The sequence below is a fragment of the Bradyrhizobium algeriense genome, from assembly GCF_003062295.1.
Classification (GTDB): Bacteria; Pseudomonadota; Alphaproteobacteria; order Rhizobiales; family Xanthobacteraceae; genus Bradyrhizobium; species Bradyrhizobium algeriense.
This window is the reverse complement of sequence record NZ_PYCN01000027.1, coordinates 13,854-30,370: the sequence shown is the minus strand read 5'-3', so window position 1 is coordinate 30,370 and position 16,517 is coordinate 13,854. Positions and strand designations below refer to the sequence as shown.

The 16,517-nt window shown below is 63.1% G+C and carries 13 protein-coding genes; 7 read left to right on the top strand and 6 right to left on the bottom strand.

The genetic code is table 11. The features are described 5' to 3' along the window. Positions 1-14: 14 nt before the first annotated feature. From C7G61_RS33265 to C7G61_RS33245, 5 genes are all read right to left on the bottom strand, one after another. Positions 15-1,013, bottom strand: coding sequence for an ABC transporter ATP-binding protein (locus C7G61_RS33265; RefSeq protein ID WP_108521865.1), 999 nt, complete (start codon positions 1,011-1,013; stop codon positions 15-17). Continuing rightward, positions 1,010-2,008 (bottom strand): ABC transporter ATP-binding protein, encoded by a 999-nt coding sequence (locus C7G61_RS33260; protein WP_108521862.1) that lies wholly within the window; start codon positions 2,006-2,008, stop codon positions 1,010-1,012. The genes C7G61_RS33265 and C7G61_RS33260 overlap by 4 nt, the downstream gene beginning before the upstream one ends. Then, positions 2,005-2,976 (bottom strand): ABC transporter permease, encoded by a 972-nt coding sequence (locus C7G61_RS33255; RefSeq protein WP_108521859.1) that lies wholly within the window; start codon positions 2,974-2,976, stop codon positions 2,005-2,007. Before C7G61_RS33255 ends, C7G61_RS33260 begins: the two co-directional genes overlap by 4 nt. Before the next feature lie 13 nt (positions 2,977-2,989). After that, positions 2,990-3,970 (bottom strand): ABC transporter permease, encoded by a 981-nt coding sequence (locus C7G61_RS33250; RefSeq protein WP_108521857.1) that lies wholly within the window; start codon positions 3,968-3,970, stop codon positions 2,990-2,992. A 207-nt stretch (positions 3,971-4,177) separates the two neighbouring features. Then, positions 4,178-5,773: an ABC transporter substrate-binding protein gene (locus C7G61_RS33245; protein ID WP_108521976.1), complete on the bottom strand. Its 1,596-nt coding sequence runs from the start codon at positions 5,771-5,773 to the stop codon at positions 4,178-4,180. Positions 5,774-5,974: 201 nt separating this feature from the next. Here C7G61_RS33245 and C7G61_RS33240 point away from each other — a divergent pair, with 201 nt between their 5' ends. The 7 genes from C7G61_RS33240 to C7G61_RS33205 all read left to right on the top strand — a co-directional run bounded on the left by C7G61_RS33240 (position 5,975) and on the right by C7G61_RS33205 (position 15,346). After that, positions 5,975-7,228, top strand: a complete 1,254-nt coding sequence (locus C7G61_RS33240) for an NAD(P)/FAD-dependent oxidoreductase (protein ID WP_108521855.1) — start codon at positions 5,975-5,977, stop codon at positions 7,226-7,228. A gap of 98 nt (positions 7,229-7,326) precedes the next feature. Beyond that, positions 7,327-7,578: a DUF6489 family protein gene (locus C7G61_RS33235; RefSeq protein ID WP_108521853.1), complete on the top strand. Its 252-nt coding sequence runs from the start codon at positions 7,327-7,329 to the stop codon at positions 7,576-7,578. Between the two features lie 8 nt (positions 7,579-7,586). Continuing rightward, positions 7,587-8,381 (top strand): esterase/lipase family protein, encoded by a 795-nt coding sequence (locus tag C7G61_RS33230; RefSeq protein WP_108521973.1) that lies wholly within the window; start codon positions 7,587-7,589, stop codon positions 8,379-8,381. A gap of 155 nt (positions 8,382-8,536) precedes the next feature. Next, positions 8,537-10,084, top strand: a complete 1,548-nt coding sequence (locus C7G61_RS33225; protein ID WP_108521851.1) for a WS/DGAT/MGAT family O-acyltransferase — start codon at positions 8,537-8,539, stop codon at positions 10,082-10,084. A gap of 9 nt (positions 10,085-10,093) precedes the next feature. After that, a complete protein-coding gene (locus tag C7G61_RS33220; protein ID WP_108521849.1) occupies positions 10,094-11,089 on the top strand; it encodes an alpha/beta fold hydrolase in 996 nt (331 codons plus the stop codon). A gap of 182 nt (positions 11,090-11,271) precedes the next feature. Continuing rightward, entirely contained in the window at positions 11,272-14,508 is a 3,237-nt protein-coding gene (locus C7G61_RS33210) for a bifunctional cytochrome P450/NADPH--P450 reductase (protein ID WP_108521847.1), read from the top strand. A 163-nt stretch (positions 14,509-14,671) separates the two neighbouring features. Beyond that, complete coding sequence (locus C7G61_RS33205; RefSeq protein WP_108521845.1) at positions 14,672-15,346, top strand: spermidine synthase; 675 nt, start codon at positions 14,672-14,674, stop codon at positions 15,344-15,346. Positions 15,347-15,468: 122 nt separating this feature from the next. Here the strand turns inward: C7G61_RS33205 and C7G61_RS33200 are convergent, their stop codons facing one another. Next, a complete protein-coding gene (locus tag C7G61_RS33200) occupies positions 15,469-16,383 on the bottom strand; it encodes an alpha/beta fold hydrolase (RefSeq protein ID WP_108521843.1) in 915 nt (304 codons plus the stop codon). Positions 16,384-16,517 lie beyond the last annotated feature (134 nt).

The following is a 16,517-nucleotide window of genomic DNA, read 5'->3' as shown; positions in this document are numbered from 1 at the left end:
ACCCATCCCGGTGATCATACCAAGGCCGTGGTCTCAACCGGATGGTTGACGGCATGGCAGGCGACGCCGTCGATCAGGGCCGGCGCTTCCTTCCGGCAGAGATCGAACGCCAGCGGGCAGCGCGGGTTGAAGGCGCAGCCGGGCGGCGGATCGATCGGATTGGGGATTTCGCCCTTGACCGGGATCCGCTGGCGGCCGGACATCGCGAGATCCGGAACCGCCCCCAGCAGCATCTTGGTGTAAGGCATTTTGGGATTGGCGAACAGCTCGCGCCCTTCCGCAATCTCGACGATACGGCCGAGATACATCACGCCGATCCGGGTCGCCATATGGCGGACCACGGCGAGGTTGTGGCTGATGAAGAGATAGGTCAGGCCGAACTTGTCCTGCAGGTCGCGCATCAGGTTGAGGATCTGCGCCTGAACGGAAACATCCAGCGCCGAGGTCGGCTCGTCGCAGACGATGAATTCTGCCTCCGACGCCAGTGCGCGCGCGATCGCGATGCGCTGGCGCTGGCCGCCGGAGAATTCGTGCGGATATTTTAACCCGTCGTCGGGATGCAGGCCGACGACGCTCAACAATTCACCGACGCGCGTTCGGATATCGCGCTCGCCCTGGATCAGGTCGAAGGCGCGGATCGGTTCGGAGACGATAGCATCGACACGAAAACGCGGATTGAGGCTCGCATAGGGGTCCTGAAAAATCATCTGGATGCGGCGGCGGAGCCGCTGCCGCGCCTGTGCCTGCCTCGCATTCGTCATCGACACGCCGTCGATCACGACCTCGCCCGAACTCGGCGGCAGCAATCCCACCACCATCCGCGCCACAGTGGTCTTGCCCGAGCCGGACTCGCCGACGAGCGCAAAAGTTTCGCCCTTTTTGATATCGAAGGTCACGCCGTCGACGGCCTTCAAAAATTCCAGATGGCCGCCCTCGAGGACACGGTTGAGCCACGGTTTCGAGACGTCGAACACGCGGCGCAGATTTCTCACATCGACAAAGGAGGCCGTCATGCCGCGGTCTCCTTCGCGGTTTCGCCTGGCGCGGTATCGAAGAGATGGCAGGCCACCGCATGCGAGCCGTGCTTGAGCGGTTCCGGCCGTTCGACGCGGCAACGGTCGAACGCAAAGGCGCAGCGCGGATTGAACGAGCAGCCCGGCGGGATCGCCGACAGCCGCGGCATCGAGCCGGGAATTTGCACCAGTCGCTTGTCCTCGCCGGCCAGCGTGGGGATCGCGCCCATCAATCCCTTCGCGTAGGGATGCAGCGGGTTCTGCACCACGTCCTGCACCGGGCCGATCTCGGCGATACGTCCGGAATACATCACCGCGACGCGGTCGGAGGTCTCGGCGATCACGCCCATGTCGTGGGTAACCAGCATCACCGCCGTGCCGTGATCGCGCCCGAGGCGTTTGATCAGCGAAATGATCTGCGCCTGCACGGAAACGTCGAGCGCGGTAGTCGGCTCGTCGGCGATGATCAATTCGGGTTCGGCGCAGATCGCCAGCGCGATCACGACACGCTGGCGCATGCCGCCGGAGAATTCGTGCGGATAGGCGTCGATGCGTTTTTCCGGCGCGGGGATACCGACTTCGGCCAACAGGTCGATGGCGCGCTTGCGCGCCGCGGTCTCCGACAGATTCAGGTGGGTCCGGATCGTCTCGACGATCTGGTCGCCGATCCGGTAGAGCGGATTGAGGCTGGTCAGCGGATCCTGAAAGATCATGCCGATCCGTTTTCCGCGGATGCGGCGGATTTCTTCCGGTGGCAGATGGTCGATTCGCGTTCCCGACAGGTAGATCTCGCCGCCTGCGATGCGGCCGGGCGGATCGATCAGCCCGATGACGGCAAGCCCCGTGACCGATTTGCCGGCGCCGGACTCGCCGACCACGCCGAGCACTTCACCCTTGGCGATGTCGAACGACACCCCGTTGATCGCGCGCAGCGCGCTGCGGCGGGTGAGGAATTCCACCTCGAGGTTACGCACGGAAAGGACAGGAACGGTCATCGGAGCTTTGGATTGAGCGCGTCGCGCAGCCAGTCGCCGAGCAGGTTGATGGAGAGGATCAGTCCCGCCAGCGCTATGCCGGGGAAGGCGACGATCCACCATTCGCCGGCGAACAGATAGTTGTTGCCGATCCGGATCAGGGTGCCGAGCGAGGGCATGGTGTCGGGCATGCCGGCGCCCAGGAACGACAGCGTCGCCTCGGTGATGACGGCGAGCGCGAGGTTGATGGTGGCGATGACAAGGATGGGGCCCATCGTGTTGGGCAGCACATGCCGCAGCATGATCTTGGGCGCGGGCAGGCCGATCAGTTGGGCTGCCGCGACGTAATCCTTGCTCTTCTCGACCATGACCGAGCCGCGCACGGTGCGGGCATACTGCACCCAGAAACTTAAGCCGATCGCGACCACCAGCACCGCCAGCGTACTCATGGCGTCCAGCCGGTTGCCGAATACGGACTTGGCGACGCCGTTGACGAGTAGCGCGATCAGGATCGCGGGGAAGGTGAGCTGCACGTCGGCGATGCGCATGATCAAGCCGTCGACCGCGCCGCCGACATAGCCCGCGATCAGGCCAAGCGTGATGCCGAGCGTCCCGGCAAAGATGACGCCGAGCACGCCGACCACGAGCGAGATCCGCAAGCCGTAGAGAATAGCTGAAAATACGTCGCGGCCCTGCTCGTCAGTGCCGAGCAGGAACGGGCTCTGGCCGTCGGCGGTCCACAGCGGCGAGATCCGCGAATTCATCAATTGAAGCTGCGCCGGATCGAAGGGGTTCTGCACCGCGAGCTGCGATGCGAAGAGCGCCAGCAGAAAGAACAGGACGGTGACGGCAGCCGCCACCATGGTCATTCGCGAGCGGCGGAACGAATAGAAAATATCGCTGTCGAGCGCGCGCTTGATCCAGCCCGTGCCGGCGCGCGTCCGCTCCGCGCTCGGCTCTACTCGGTGGGGCACCACGGCATCGGACATTGGATGTCTCGCTTTAGGCCGGACGGCTGATGGTCGAGCGCAGGCGCGGATCGACGATCGTGTAGAGGATGTCGACCACCAGATTGATAGTGACGAAGATCAGCGACACCATCAGCAGATAAGCGGCCATAATTGGGATATCGACGTTTTGCACGGCCTGCACGAACAACAATCCCATACCCGGCCACTGGAAGACGGTTTCGGTGATGATGGCAAATGCAATTACCGAGCCAAACTGCAGCCCTGCCACGGTGATGACGGGAACCAGCGTGTTCTTCAGCGCGTGGCCGAAATGGATGGCGCGTGTCGTCAGGCCGCGGGCGCGGGCGAAGCGGATGTAATCGGTGCGGAGCACCTCGAGCATTTCGGCGCGCACCAGCCGCATGATCAGGGTCATCTGGAACAGCCCCAGCGTGACCGATGGCATGATCAGCGCCTTGAGGCCGGAAAAGGTCAGCAGGCCTGTCGTCCACCAGCCGATCCGCACCACGTCGCCGCGTCCGAACGAGGGCAGCCAGCCCAGCGTCACCGAGAACAGATAGATCAGGAGAATGCCGATCAGGAAGGTCGGCAGCGAGATTCCGATCAGCGACACCGCCTGGAAGAATTTTGTGAGAATGGTGTCACGCCGCAGCGCCGAATAGACCCCCATCAGGATGCCGAACACCATGGCGAAAACGGTGGCGCAGGCGGCCAGTTCCAGCGTCGCCGGCATCCGCTCCATCAACAGGTTCGAAACCGGCTGGCGGAATTGGTAGGAGACGCCGAACTTGAATTGCGCGGCATTGGCGAAGTAGCGGGCGAACTGCACCGGCACGGGATCGTCGAGGCCGAGCGACTTGCGCACCGCCTCGCGCTCGGCCGCCGGCGTATCCAATGAGACGATCTGGTTGACCGGGTCGCCGGCAAAGCGGAACATCGAGAACGCGATGACGCCGACCGCGATCATGACGCCGATGGCCTGGATAGCGCGGCGAAGAGTGAAAGCGAGCATGGATTCCTTTCACTGCTCTCTAGAGCATGCTTCAACTGAGTTGAAGCATGCTCGTCGATCATCTTATTGTTTGAGCATGATCTTTTCGGAAAACCGGTACCCACTTTTCCGGATCATGCTCTAGATGCGGCGGCGGACGTCGCGGTCGCCTCGAAAAGAAAAGTCCCGGAAGCCGCCAAGCCGCCGGGACCTGTTGTTGACGCCTGGCTAGTCCTGTTTGGTCGCCCAGTAGAGCAGGACCTGGTTGTCGGCGCGCTGGCTCAGCTTCACTTTCTTCGATACGCCCCACGCCAGCGCCTGCTGGTGCAGCGGGATATATCCAAAGTCCTTGGCGCCGATTTCGTACGCTTGCTTGATCAGGAGATCGCGTTTGGTCATGTCGGATTCCTGAAGCACCTTGTCGGTGAGTTCGTCGAGCTTCTTGTTGCAGTAGCCGCCGAGATTGGCCTCGCCGCGGCTGGATTTCGGATCGTCACGGCAGCCCATGATGTCGAACAGGACGTTGTGGGAGTCGAGCGTGCCGGGTGTCCAGCCGAGCAGGTAGAACGAGGTCTGGTAGCCGCCGGGCTTCAGCACCTTGGCGAAATACTGCGCCTTGGGCTGGGCCAGCAGCGTCACCTTGACGCCGATGCGGGCCAGCATGCCGACCACCGCTTGACAGATCCCGGCGTCGTTGACGTAGCGGTCGTTCGGGCAGTCCATCGTGACTTCGAAGCCATCGGGATAACCGGCTTCGGTCAGAAGCTTCTTGGCGCCGTCGGGATCGAGTTTCGGTCGCGTGAAGTCACCGGACAGCTTGAACAATTGCGGCGCGATCATCAGCGCCGAGGGTGTCGACAGGCCGCGCATGACGCGGGTCTTGATCAGTTCGATATCGACGGCCTTGAAGAAGGCCTCACGCACCTTGACGTCCTTGAACGGGTTCTTGCCCTTGACGTTGGAATAGAGCAGCTCGTCGCGCGTCTGATCCATGCCGAGGAAGATGGTGCGAAGTTCCGGTCCCTTCAGCACCTGGGCGTTGGCGCTGGAATCGACCCGCGTGATGTCCTGGATCGGAACCGGCTCGATGACGTCGACTTCGCCCGAGAGCAGGGCGGCCACGCGCGTCGCGTCCGAGCCGATCGGCGTGAAGATGATTTCCTTGAGATTATGTTCGGGCTTGCGCCACCAGTTCGGATTGGCCTTGTACACCGTCTTCACGCCGGGCTGATGGCTCTCGACGCTGAAGGGGCCGGTGCCGTTGGCGTTAAGCGAGGCAAAGCTCGGTGTCGTAGCCGCCGCGGGCGTCGGGTCGACCGAATTGTTCGCCTCGGCCCATTTCTTGCTCATGATGTACCAGGTATCCCATTGCGAGTTGAGAATGGGATTTGGCGAGGTCAGGACGAAGTCCACCGTGTAGTCGTCGACCTTGACGACCTTGGCGTCGGTGGGAATGCGGGTCTGCAGGTTCGAGCCTTTTTTGCGGACGCGATCCGCCGAGAAAACCACATCATCGGCGGTGAAGGGATCGCCGTTCTGGAATTTTACGCCCTTGCGCAAATGGAACCGCCAGCGGGTCGGCTCCGGCGTTTCCCAGCTCTCCGCCAAGGCGGGTATGATTTTCAAATCCCTGTCGCGGGCCACCAGGCCTTCGAAGACGTGTCCGAGATGGGCGTGCGTCGTGCTCTCGTTCAGCGTGTAGGGGTCGAGCGATTTGAGGTCGCCCTGGTTGGCGTAGCGCAGGGTCTGGGCCGATGCCGGCGCCATTGTGAGCGCGATGATTGAAGCCGTGGCCGCTGCAAACAAACTCCGACGTACCGACATCTGTTCGATTTCCCCGCTTTTGATCAGCCATTTCCGCGACTGGCGGCGGATATTGCCGAGCCATGTTGCCAGAGTCCAGCCACCGCGCAAGCATCATTATCCCGCACCGCGTGCCGGTTTGCGCGGCGGTGCAGTATTGACTAGTTTCACCATAAGCCGTGCGCGCGCAAGCACGTTACATTGAACTTTCGGAGTGCCTGGATGGCGGAACTGAAGGCCGACGTACTCGTCCTGGGTGCGGGCATGGTCGGCGTGAGCGCCGCCTTGCACCTGCAGAAGCGCGGCCGGAACGTGGTTCTGATCGACCGGCACGAGGTTGCCGGCGAGGAAACCAGTCACGGCAATGGCGGATTGATCGAATGCGCCTCGGTCTTTCCTTACATGTTTCCGCGTGATCTCGGCCAGATCCTGCGCTACGCGTTCCTGCGTGCGCCGCAGGTGCGTTACCACTTCAGGGATTTGCCGGCTTTCCTGCCGTGGCTGACACGGTATTTCCTCGCCTCATCACCGGAGCGTGCACTGCACAGTGCGATGGCCGAGCTGCCGCTGATCCAGCGCAGCCTGATCGAGCATGAAGCGCTGATCGCGGAAGCCAATGTGCCGGAGCTGTTGCGGCGGACCGGCTGGATCAAGCTGTTTCGCTCCGAGGCGACGCTTGCGGGCGCGGTGGGGGATCTGGAGCGTGCCAGGCAGTATGGGGTCGAGGGCGAGATCCTGGACACGGCGGCGATTATGGCGCGCGAGCCGCATCTGACCGGCGATTTCAGCGGCGCGATCCATTTTCCGGCGCCGGGCTTCGTGCCGGATCCCGGCGGCCTGGCCAAAGCCTATTCGGCGCTGTTCGGCCGCAAGGGCGGGCGATACCTTGTCGGCGACGCACGAACGCTCGAACAATCCGGCGGACGGTGGCGGGTGGCGACGCTCGAAGGCACGATCACCGCGCGCGACGTCGTCGTGGCGATGGGGCCGTGGTCCGATCAGATTTTTGCGCCGCTCGGCTATTCGATCCCGCTTCAGGTCAAGCGTGGTTACCATTTGCACCTCGAGCCGCGCGGCAATGCGGTTTTGAACCATCCCGTGCTGGACACCGATCTCGGCTATCTCTTGGCGCCGATGAACCGCGGCATCCGCCTGACCACCGGCGCGGAGTTTGCCCACCGCGATGCGCCGCCGACGCCGGTCCAGGTCGAGCGGGCGCTGCCGCGGGCGCATAAATTGTTCCCGCTGGGTGCGCCGGTCGACGCCGCGCCCTGGAAGGGCGCGCGCCCCTGCTTGCCCGATATGTTGCCGGTGATCGGCAAGGCCCCCCGCCATGACGGGCTATGGTTCGATTTCGGCCACCAGCACCACGGCCTGACGCTCGGACCCGCAACCGGCCGCCTGCTGGCCGAAATGATGACCGGCGAGACCCCCTTTGCCGACGTCCGGCCTTTTGCCGTCGAACGCTTTGGTTGACCATACCGGACGATTGACGGGGGTGGAGGCGAGGTCTTGTCCTTGCGCGACGCAGGCCATCGTGGCGATACTGTCACAAGCCAGCAAAAGGAGCGGTCATGAAAGTTAACGTCGAAATCGATTGCACACCGCTGGAGGCCAGGCAGTTCTTCGGGTTGCCCGACGTCTCGCCGATGCAGAACGCCGTGATGGACAAGATGCAGCAGCAGGTGATGGCCAATATCGAAAAGGTTTCGCCGGAATCGCTGATCCAGAGCTGGTTCACGTTCGATCCCAAAATCGCCGAGCGGTTCCAGGATATGTTCGTGACCATGGCCGGCCTCGGCGGCATGGGCAAGAAGGACAAGTAATAGTGGCCATCGCGGAAGGCGGCGCAGCGACGGGCGAGCAACGGCTTCAGCCGCCGAGCCTCTTTCTGATGCTGGCCGAGGTGAGGGGCCTGTTCGAATTGAATTCGAGCCTCTTGCTGTCGCCGTTATTGTTGCGCGCGCCGAAGGGCGACGGGCATCCGGTGCTGGCGCTGCCGGGCTTTCTCGCCAGCGATCTCTCGATGGCGCCGATGCGGCGTTACCTGAAAGAACTTGGCTACGACACCCATGCGTGGAACATGGGCCGCAATCTCGGTGGCGTCGCTTCCAAGCGCGTTGCGTTGCGCGATCTTCTGCGGCGCATTCACGACCAGACCGGCCGCAAGGTCAGCCTGATCGGCTGGAGTCTCGGCGGCGTCTATGCGCGCGATCTCGCCCTGCAGATGCCGGACATGGTGCGCGCCGTGATCACGCTCGGCAGTCCGTTTGCCAAGGACATCAGGGCGACTAATGCTACGCGGCTCTACGAGGCGCTGTCGGGGGAGGCGGTCGACGACAATCTGGAAATCCGCAAGGCGATCGCCGGTGACCTGCCGGTGCCGGCGACCTCGATCTATTCCCGTACCGACGGCATCGTGAACTGGCACACCAGCCTGCTGCGTCCTTCTGAGACCGCCGAAAACATCGAGGTGTACTTCGCCAGCCATATCGGGCTCGGCGTCAACCCCGCAGCATTATGGGCGGTGGCCGACCGGCTGGCGCAGCCCGAGGGGGAATTTAAGCATTTTGACCGATCAGGGCCATTTGCCATTGCCTACGGCCCACCTGAAAATGCACAATCCTGAGCCAACGCCCTGAGCCAAGGGCATGATCCCGAAAGGTCCCGCCCGGCAATTGATGCAGGATGGTGAGAGGTTTTCGGATATGCTCCAATAACAAAGACATTCTAGACGCCAGAAGCGCCACCAAGGCGCCGCGTTTTCTACTGCGGGAGGAAAATATGGCGGACGCCAAGAAGCTGTCTTCGATGGACGCGTCGTTTCTGTATCTGGAAACGCCCGAGATGCCGATGCATGTCGGGAGCATGGCGATCTTCCGCCTGCCGGAGAACTACAACGGCAACTTCTTCGAGGACTTCAAGGCGATGATCGCCTCGCGGCTGCACATCGCGCCGATCCTCAAAGCCCGTCTGGAAAAGGCCCCGCTCGACATCGATCATCCGTCCTGGGTCGAGGACGACCAGTTCGACATCGACCGTCACATCTTCCGCGGCAGCCTGCCGGCGCCGTATGACCGCGCCACGCTCGAGCGCATCGTCGGCTGGATGCATGCCAAGCTCCTCAACCGCGCCCGGCCGCTTTGGGAGTTCTATGTCTTCGAGGGCATGAAGGATAACGAGATCGGGCTTTATTCCAAGATGCATCACGCCTGCATCGACGGCGGCGCGGGCGCGGCGCTGACCAACATGATCTACGATGTCACCCCGGTGCCGCGCGTGGTCGAGCAACCGATCCCGCAGGCCAAGGGTGGCAATGAGCCGCGCGACATCGCCGCCAACCTGATCGATTCCTACCAGCAGCTCTGGCGCCAGCCTTTCGACGGCTCATCGACGCCCAAAACCCTCGACCTGCCGCGCTCGGGCAAGAGCGATCTCGGATCGATCCTGTTCGACAACGCCATGTTCCAGATCGAGAGCGCGGTGAAATTCGCCGGCAGCATTCCGGCGATGCTCAAGAGCGTCTCCGACGTGGTCGGCAAGATCTCCGATCCGAAGTCGCGCGACAGCATCGCCAGCATGGTTTCGCCGTCGACTATTTTGAACAAGGCGATTTCGTCGGAGCGCAGCTTTGCCGGCACCTCGATCTCGCTGTCGCGGGCCAAGGCGGTCGCCAAGGCATCCGGCGGCAAGCTTAACGACGTGGTGCTGGCGCTGTCTTCGGGTGTGGTCCGACGCTATCTGTTGGAGCGTGGCGCCTTGCCGGCCAAGTCGATGACGGCAGCTGTGCCGATCTCGCTGCGCGAGGAGGGCAACACCGAGGCCAATAACCAGGTGTTCGGCATGATCTGCTCGATCGCCACCAATATCGAGGACCCGAAGGAACGGCTGGAGGCGATCATCGCGCAGTCCACCAAGTCCAAGGAGATGTCGCATCCATTGCGGGCCTTCATGCCGCAAGTCTCCAACGTCTCGATGCTTGGTGCGCCGATCCTGGTGCAGATCATGGCGCTGCTCTACAGCCGCTCGGACCTGTCGAACGTGTTGCCGCCATCGGCCAACATCACCGTGTCCAACGTACCGGGGCCGCGGCAGACGCTTTACGCAGCGGGCGCGGAATTGCTGCACATCTTCCCGGTATCGATCGCGACCCACGGGATCGCGCTCAACATCACCGTGCAGAGCTACCGCGACCAGCTCGATTTTGGCTTCATCGCCGGCGCCAACATCATTCCCCATGTCCAGGTCATGTGCGACATGCTGCCGGTCGAATTTGAAGCGCTGGAGGAGGCGTTCGCGCCGCCGCCGAGCATGACCAGAGCGGCTGAATAGGGTTTGACGATGATTGAAATGCCGCCGCTGCAGTTCGCCCAGGTGAACGGTATTCGCATGGGCTATTATGAGGCGGGGCCGAAGTCCGACCAGCCGCCGCTCATCCTGTGCCATGGCTGGCCGGAGATTGCGTTCTCGTGGCGTCACCAGATCAAGGCCTTGAGCGAGGCCGGCATCCGCGTGATTGCACCGGACCAGCGCGGCTATGGCGCGACCGACCGGCCCGAGCCGGTCGAGGCCTATGACATGGAGCATCTGACCGGCGATCTCGTCGGCTTGCTCGACCATCTCAAGATCGACAAGGCGATCTTCGTCGGCCACGACTGGGGCGGCTTCATCGTCTGGCAGATGCCGCTGCGGCACCTTTCCCGCGTTGCAGGTGTCGTGGGGGTCAACACGCCGCACTGGGATCGCGCCCCGGCCGATCCGATTGAGCTGTTTCGCCAGCGCTTCGGCGACAAGATGTACATCGTGCAATTCCAGGACCCCGGCCGCGAGCCTGACAGGATTTTCGGAAGCCGCGTCGAGCAGACCTTTGATGCGTTCATGCGCAAGCCGGTGACGCGCCCCGAGGGTACGCCGGAGGAACAGCCGATTGCCGGCATCGGCGCGTCGCCGCGGGTCAATCTTGCGTTTCCGCAGATGATCGCGAATTACGATGCCAAGCACGATCCGCGCACGCCGATCCTGTCGGCCGAGGAAAAGAAGGTGTTCGTCGATACTTTCACGAAGACCGGCTTTACCGGCGGCATCAACTGGTACCGCAACTTTTCGCGCAATTGGCAGCGCTCGGAAGGTTTAGACCATACGGTGCGCGTGCCGTCGCTGATGATCATGGCCGAGAACGACGCGGTGCTGCCGCCATCGGCCGCCGACGGCATGGAGAAGCTCGTCCCTGATCTGGAAAAATATCTCGTGCGCGGCAGTGGCCATTGGACGCAGCAGGAAAAGCCGGACGAGGTCAGCGGCAAGCTGATCGAATGGCGTAAACGAAGATTCGGATAGAAAGCTAACGCATCTTCATTGCGAGGATCGAAGCGACTTGCGCAGTCATTCCGGGGCGATGCGAAGCATCGAACTACGATGTGCAATTGCACATCGGAGAATCTCGAGATTCCGGGTCTGGTCCTTCGGACCATCCCGGAATGACGGCGCGGGGATGAGACAGGGCAGGAGACACTACCAAGATGCCATCGACCAACAAGCTGAACCCGATACCGCATCCGCCGAAGAAGCCCGTTGTCGGCAATATGCTGTCGCTGGATCCTAACGCGCCGGTGCAGCACCTGGTGCGGCTGACCAAGGAACTGGGGCCGATCTTCTGGCTCGACATGATGGGCGCGCCGCTCGTCATCGTTGGCGGCCACGATCTCATCGACGAGCTCTCGGATGAGAAGCGCTTCGACAAGGCGGTGCGCGGCTCGCTGCGACGTGTTCGCGCCGTCGGCGGCGACGGCCTGTTCACCGCAGACACCAGTGAGCCGAACTGGAGCAAGGCGCACAACATCCTGCTGCAGCCGTTCGGCAACCGCGCGATGACGTCCTATCATCCGAGCATGGTCGATATCGCCGAGCAGCTCGTGAAGAAATGGGAGCGGCTCAACGGCGACGAGGAGATCGACGTCGTCCACGACATGACGGCGCTGACGCTCGACACCATCGGTCTGTGCGGCTTCGACTACCGCTTCAATTCGTTCTACCGCCGCGACTATCACCCGTTCGTGGAATCGCTGGTGCGATCGCTCGAGACCATCATGATGACCCGCGGCCTGCCGCTGGAAGGCCTGTGGCTGCAGAAGCGGCGCAAGACGCTCGCCCAGGACGTCCTCTTCATGAACAAGATGGTCGACGAGATCATCGCCGAGCGCCGCAGCAATGCGGAAGCCACTGATGCCAAGAAGGACATGCTCGGCGCCATGATGACCGGCGTCGACCGTGCCACCGGCGAGCAACTCGACGACGTTAACATCCGTTACCAGATCAACACATTCCTGATCGCGGGCCACGAGACTACCAGCGGACTTCTGTCGTGCACGATCTATGCGCTGCTCAAGCACCCGGAAGTGCTCAAGAAGGCTTACGAGGAAGTCGACCGGGTGCTCGGTCCGGATATCGATGCGAAGCCGACCTATCAGCAGGTCACGCAGCTCACCTACATCACGCAGATATTGAAGGAGGCGCTGCGGCTGTGGCCGCCGGCGCCGGCCTACGGCATCGCGCCGCTGCAGGACGAGACGATTGGCGGCAAGTACAGACTGAAGAAGAATACCTTTGTCACGGTGCTGGTGATGGCGCTGCACCGCGATCCCAGCGTCTGGGGTCCGAACCCGGACGCCTTCGATCCCGAGAATTTCAGCCGCGAGGCCGAGGCCAAGCGCCCGATCAACGCCTGGAAGCCGTTCGGCAACGGCCAGCGCGCCTGCATCGGCCGCGGCTTTGCGATGCATGAAGCGGCGCTGGCGATCGGCATGATCCTGCAGCGCTTCAAGCTGCTCGATGTGCATCGCTACCAGATGCATCTGAAGGAAACGCTGACGATCAAGCCCGACGGCTTCAAGATCAAGGTGCGCCCGCGCGCCGACAAGGACCGCAGCGCCTTCGTCGGTCGTGCCGCCGCTGCGGCGGCTGCCGCGAGCGCCGCGGCGCCGCAGGCGCGGACTCGCCCCGGACACAACACGCCGCTGTTGGTGCTCTATGGCTCCAACCTCGGCACGGCGGAAGAACTGGCGACGCGGGTAGCTGACCTCGCCGAGGTCAACGGCTTTGCTACAAAACTCGGAGCGCTCGACGATTATGTCGGCAAACTGCCGGAGCAGGGCGCGCTCATGATCTTCTGCGCCTCCTATAATGGCGCAGCGCCTGATAACGCCACGCAGTTCGTCAAATGGCTGGACAGCGGCCTGCCGAAGGATGCGCTCGCCAAGGTGCGTTACGCCGTGTTCGGCTGCGGCAACAGCGACTGGGCGGCAACCTATCAATCCGTACCGCGGATGATCGACGAGCAGTTGGCGGCACATGGTGCGCGCAGCCTCTTTGCTCGCGGCGAAGGCGACGCCCGCAGCGACCTCGACGGCCAGTTCGAGAAATGGTTCGCGAAAGCAGCGCCCGCGGCGATGAAGGAACTGGGCGTCGATTCCAGCTTCGCCCGCAGCGCCGACGACGCGCCGCTCTATTCGATCGAGCCGGTGGCGCCCTCGGCCGTGAACGCGCTCGTTACGCAGGGTGGCGTTGCGCCGATGAAGGTGCTGGTCAATTCCGAGCTGCAGAACAAGACGGGCGCTAATGGTTCCGACCGGTCGACCCGTCATGTCGAGGTGCAATTGCCGCCCGGCATCACCTATCGCGTCGGCGACCATCTCAGCGTCGTTCCGCGCAACGACCCCGCGCTGGTCGATTCCGTTGCGCGCCGCTTCGGCTTCCTGCCGGCCGACCAGATCCGGCTGCAGGTCGCGGAAGGCCGCCGCGCGCAATTGCCGGTGGGCGATGCCGTGTCGGTCGGGCGATTGCTGACCGAATTCGTGGAGTTGCAGCAGATCGCGACCCGCAAGCAGATCCAGATCATGTCGGAACACACGCGCTGTCCCGTCACCAAGCCAAAACTGCTCGCCTATGTCGGCGACGATGACGCGTCTGCAGAGCGTTACCGCTCGGACGTGCTGGCCCGGCGCAAATCGGTGTTCGATCTGCTGGAGGAACATCCGGCCTGCGAACTGCCGTTCCACGCCTATCTGGAAATGCTGTCGCTGCTGGCGCCGCGCTATTATTCGATCTCGTCGTCGCCTTCCATCGACCCGGCGCGCTGCAGTGTCACCGTTGGCGTCGTGGAAGCGCCCGCCAGTTCGGGGCGCGGCGTCTACAAGGGCGTCTGCTCGAACTATCTCTCCGGCCGCCGCGTCGGCGACAGCGTGCATGCCACGTTGCGCGAGACCAAGGCCGGCTTCCGCTTGCCCGATGATCCGGCCCAACCCGTGATCATGATCGGCCCCGGCACTGGGCTGGCGCCCTTCCGCGGCTTCCTGCAGGAGCGTGCGCACCGCAAGGCGCAAGGCGCAAAACTGGGACCGGCGATGCTGTTCTTCGGCTGCCGGCATCCCGAACAGGATTTTCTCTACGCCGATGAATTGAAAGCCTTTGCCGCCGACGGCATCGCCGAGCTGCACACCGCGTTCTCGCGCGCCGACGGGCCGAAGACCTATGTGCAGCATCAGGTGGCGGCGCAGAAGGAGCGCGTGTGGAGCCTGATCGAGCAGGGCGCGATCGTCTATGTCTGCGGCGACGGAAGCAAGATGGAGCCGGACGTCAAGGCCGCGCTGGTTGCGATCTACCGCGAAAAGTCCGGCGACGACGCCGAAGCCGGCCTGCGCTGGATCGACGATCTCGGAACCAAGAACCGTTACGTGCTGGATGTGTGGGCCGGCGGGTAAAGCTCTATCCGTCGTCCCTGCGAACGCAGGGACCCATACTCCGCGGCCTCTCGTTAAGACAATAGTGCCGGATAATCTGCCCGTAACCACAATGTCCAGTGGTTATGGGTCCCTGCGTTCGCAGGGACGACGACTATTGAGACAGCATGCTAAAAGCCGTGGCATGATTCCCTGGGAAAAGATTGACACCGCGCGCATTCCGGGCACCGACGACGAGCTCCGCCTGAAGCGGCGCGGCAAGGAGTTCTCCATCATGCTCGGCACCAACGAGCTGATGAACAGTCGACTCTCGGGCTCGGAGGCGGCGCTGGCGACGCTCGCGGCGAAGAAGATCGAAAAGATTGCAAAGCCGCATGTGCTCATCGGCGGCCTCGGCATGGGCTTCACCCTGCGCGCGGCGCTCGCCGTGCTCGGAAACAAAGCGCAGATCGTGGTGGCCGAACTGGTGCCCGCGGTCGTCGCCTGGGCGCGAGGTCCGATGGCGGAAATTTTTGGCGACAGCCTGAATGATCCGCGCGTGAGCATTCGGGAATCCGACGTCACCGAAATCATCCGCGCGCACCGTTTGAAATTTGACGCTATTCTGCTCGACGTCGACAACGGCCCGGAGGGGCTGACCCGCAAGGCCAATGACGGGCTCTATAGTCCGTCCGGGTTGGATGCGGCGCGCGCGGCGTTGCGGCCGGGGGGCGTGCTGGCGGTCTGGTCGTCCGGGCCCAATCCGGCATTCGCAAAGCGCCTTCGTGGTGCAGGCTTCGACGTCAACGAAGTCAATATCCGCGCCACTGGCAGAGGCGGCGGCGCGCGCCACGTCATCTGGATTGCCAATAAAGCGTAGCCCGGATGGAGCCAACGGGTCGCGCGATTGCGCGCCCGATGACAGGCTCCGCGTGATCCGGGACGGCCGCTAGCTGATAGAGTTTCCCGGATTGCGCTGCGCTCCATCCGGGCTACGCAGAGCTACGCCGCCTTCGCTGCCGCGCGACGCGCGTGCTCGTCGATCGCGCCGATGATCTGCGGCCACATCGGGATCGGCAGCGCGTGACCCATGCCTTCGATCATGAGCAGCTTTGCGCCAGGGATCGACGCCGCCGTGTCCTTGCCGCCCTCGGGACGGATCAGCGGATCGACAGTGCCATGAATGACCAGCGTCGGCGCCTTTACCTGCGCCAGCCGTTCCTTGCGGCTGCCGGAGGCCAGCACGGCCCGCAACTGCCGGCCGACGCCGTTCGGATTGAGGCCGCGCTCATAGGTGCGCGCGGCGCGTGAAGGGTCGAGCGCTTCGTCTTCCGGGAACGAGCCGACGCGCAGCACTTTCCACGTCTGGGCAAATCGCGCGAAATATTCCTCTTTCGTGGCCGGCGGCGGCGCCATCAGCACGGCGGCGGCTTCGCGCGTCGGCGGCGGTACCTTGGGATTACCTGTCGTCGACATGATCGAGGTCAGCGAACGCACCCGCTGCGGAAACGACAGCGCGATTTCCTGGGCGATCATGCCGCCCATCGATGCTCCGACGAGGTGTGCCGATTGGATGCCGAGTACATCGATCAGGCCGACCGTGTCCTTCGCCATGTCGATCAATCTGTAGGTCGAGGCGACCGGGATCTTCAGGAACCGCAGCTTGAGCAGTTCGAACGGCGTCAGCCGCCCACCGCCAGATAGATGAGAAGACTTGCCGATGTCGCGATTGTCGAAGCGGATGACGCGAAAGCCGCGTGCGGCGAGCTGGCGGCAGAAATCGTCATCCCAGTGGATCATCTGGGCGCCGAGCCCCATGATCAGCAACAGCGGTTCCGCGGCCGGATCACCGAAAATTTCGTAGCAAATATCGATGCCGTTGGCGCGAGCGATCTGTGGCGGCTGATGGGCGAGCATCGCGTTTGTCTTCCCTTAGGTGACCTGAGCTTTGAGTAACTATGGCATGGTTTCCCGCACCGCAGAAGACTTGGCAGCGGTTGACCGGCCCGCCGCAACGGTGTCGTATGGGCCAAACAGCAAGCGAAGCGTGG

Bases quoted from the DNA above. Each gene is read 5' to 3' on its own strand.
- C7G61_RS33265 (WP_108521865.1), bottom strand. From the start codon at position 1,013: ATGACGGCCTCCTTTGTCGATGTGAGAAATCTGCGCCGCGTGTTCGAC.
- C7G61_RS33260 (WP_108521862.1), bottom strand. From the start codon at position 2,008: ATGACCGTTCCTGTCCTTTCCGTGCGTAACCTCGAGGTGGAATTCCTC.
- C7G61_RS33255 (WP_108521859.1), bottom strand. From the start codon at position 2,976: ATGTCCGATGCCGTGGTGCCCCACCGAGTAGAGCCGAGCGCGGAGCGG.
- C7G61_RS33250 (WP_108521857.1), bottom strand. From the start codon at position 3,970: ATGCTCGCTTTCACTCTTCGCCGCGCTATCCAGGCCATCGGCGTCATG.
- C7G61_RS33245 (WP_108521976.1), bottom strand. From the start codon at position 5,773: ATGTCGGTACGTCGGAGTTTGTTTGCAGCGGCCACGGCTTCAATCATC.
- C7G61_RS33240 (WP_108521855.1), top strand. From the start codon at position 5,975: ATGGCGGAACTGAAGGCCGACGTACTCGTCCTGGGTGCGGGCATGGTC.
- C7G61_RS33235 (WP_108521853.1), top strand. From the start codon at position 7,327: ATGAAAGTTAACGTCGAAATCGATTGCACACCGCTGGAGGCCAGGCAG.
- C7G61_RS33225 (WP_108521851.1), top strand. From the start codon at position 8,537: ATGGCGGACGCCAAGAAGCTGTCTTCGATGGACGCGTCGTTTCTGTAT.
- C7G61_RS33220 (WP_108521849.1), top strand. From the start codon at position 10,094: ATGATTGAAATGCCGCCGCTGCAGTTCGCCCAGGTGAACGGTATTCGC.
- C7G61_RS33210 (WP_108521847.1), top strand. From the start codon at position 11,272: ATGCCATCGACCAACAAGCTGAACCCGATACCGCATCCGCCGAAGAAG.
- C7G61_RS33205 (WP_108521845.1), top strand. From the start codon at position 14,672: ATGATTCCCTGGGAAAAGATTGACACCGCGCGCATTCCGGGCACCGAC.
- C7G61_RS33200 (WP_108521843.1), bottom strand. From the start codon at position 16,383: ATGCTCGCCCATCAGCCGCCACAGATCGCTCGCGCCAACGGCATCGAT.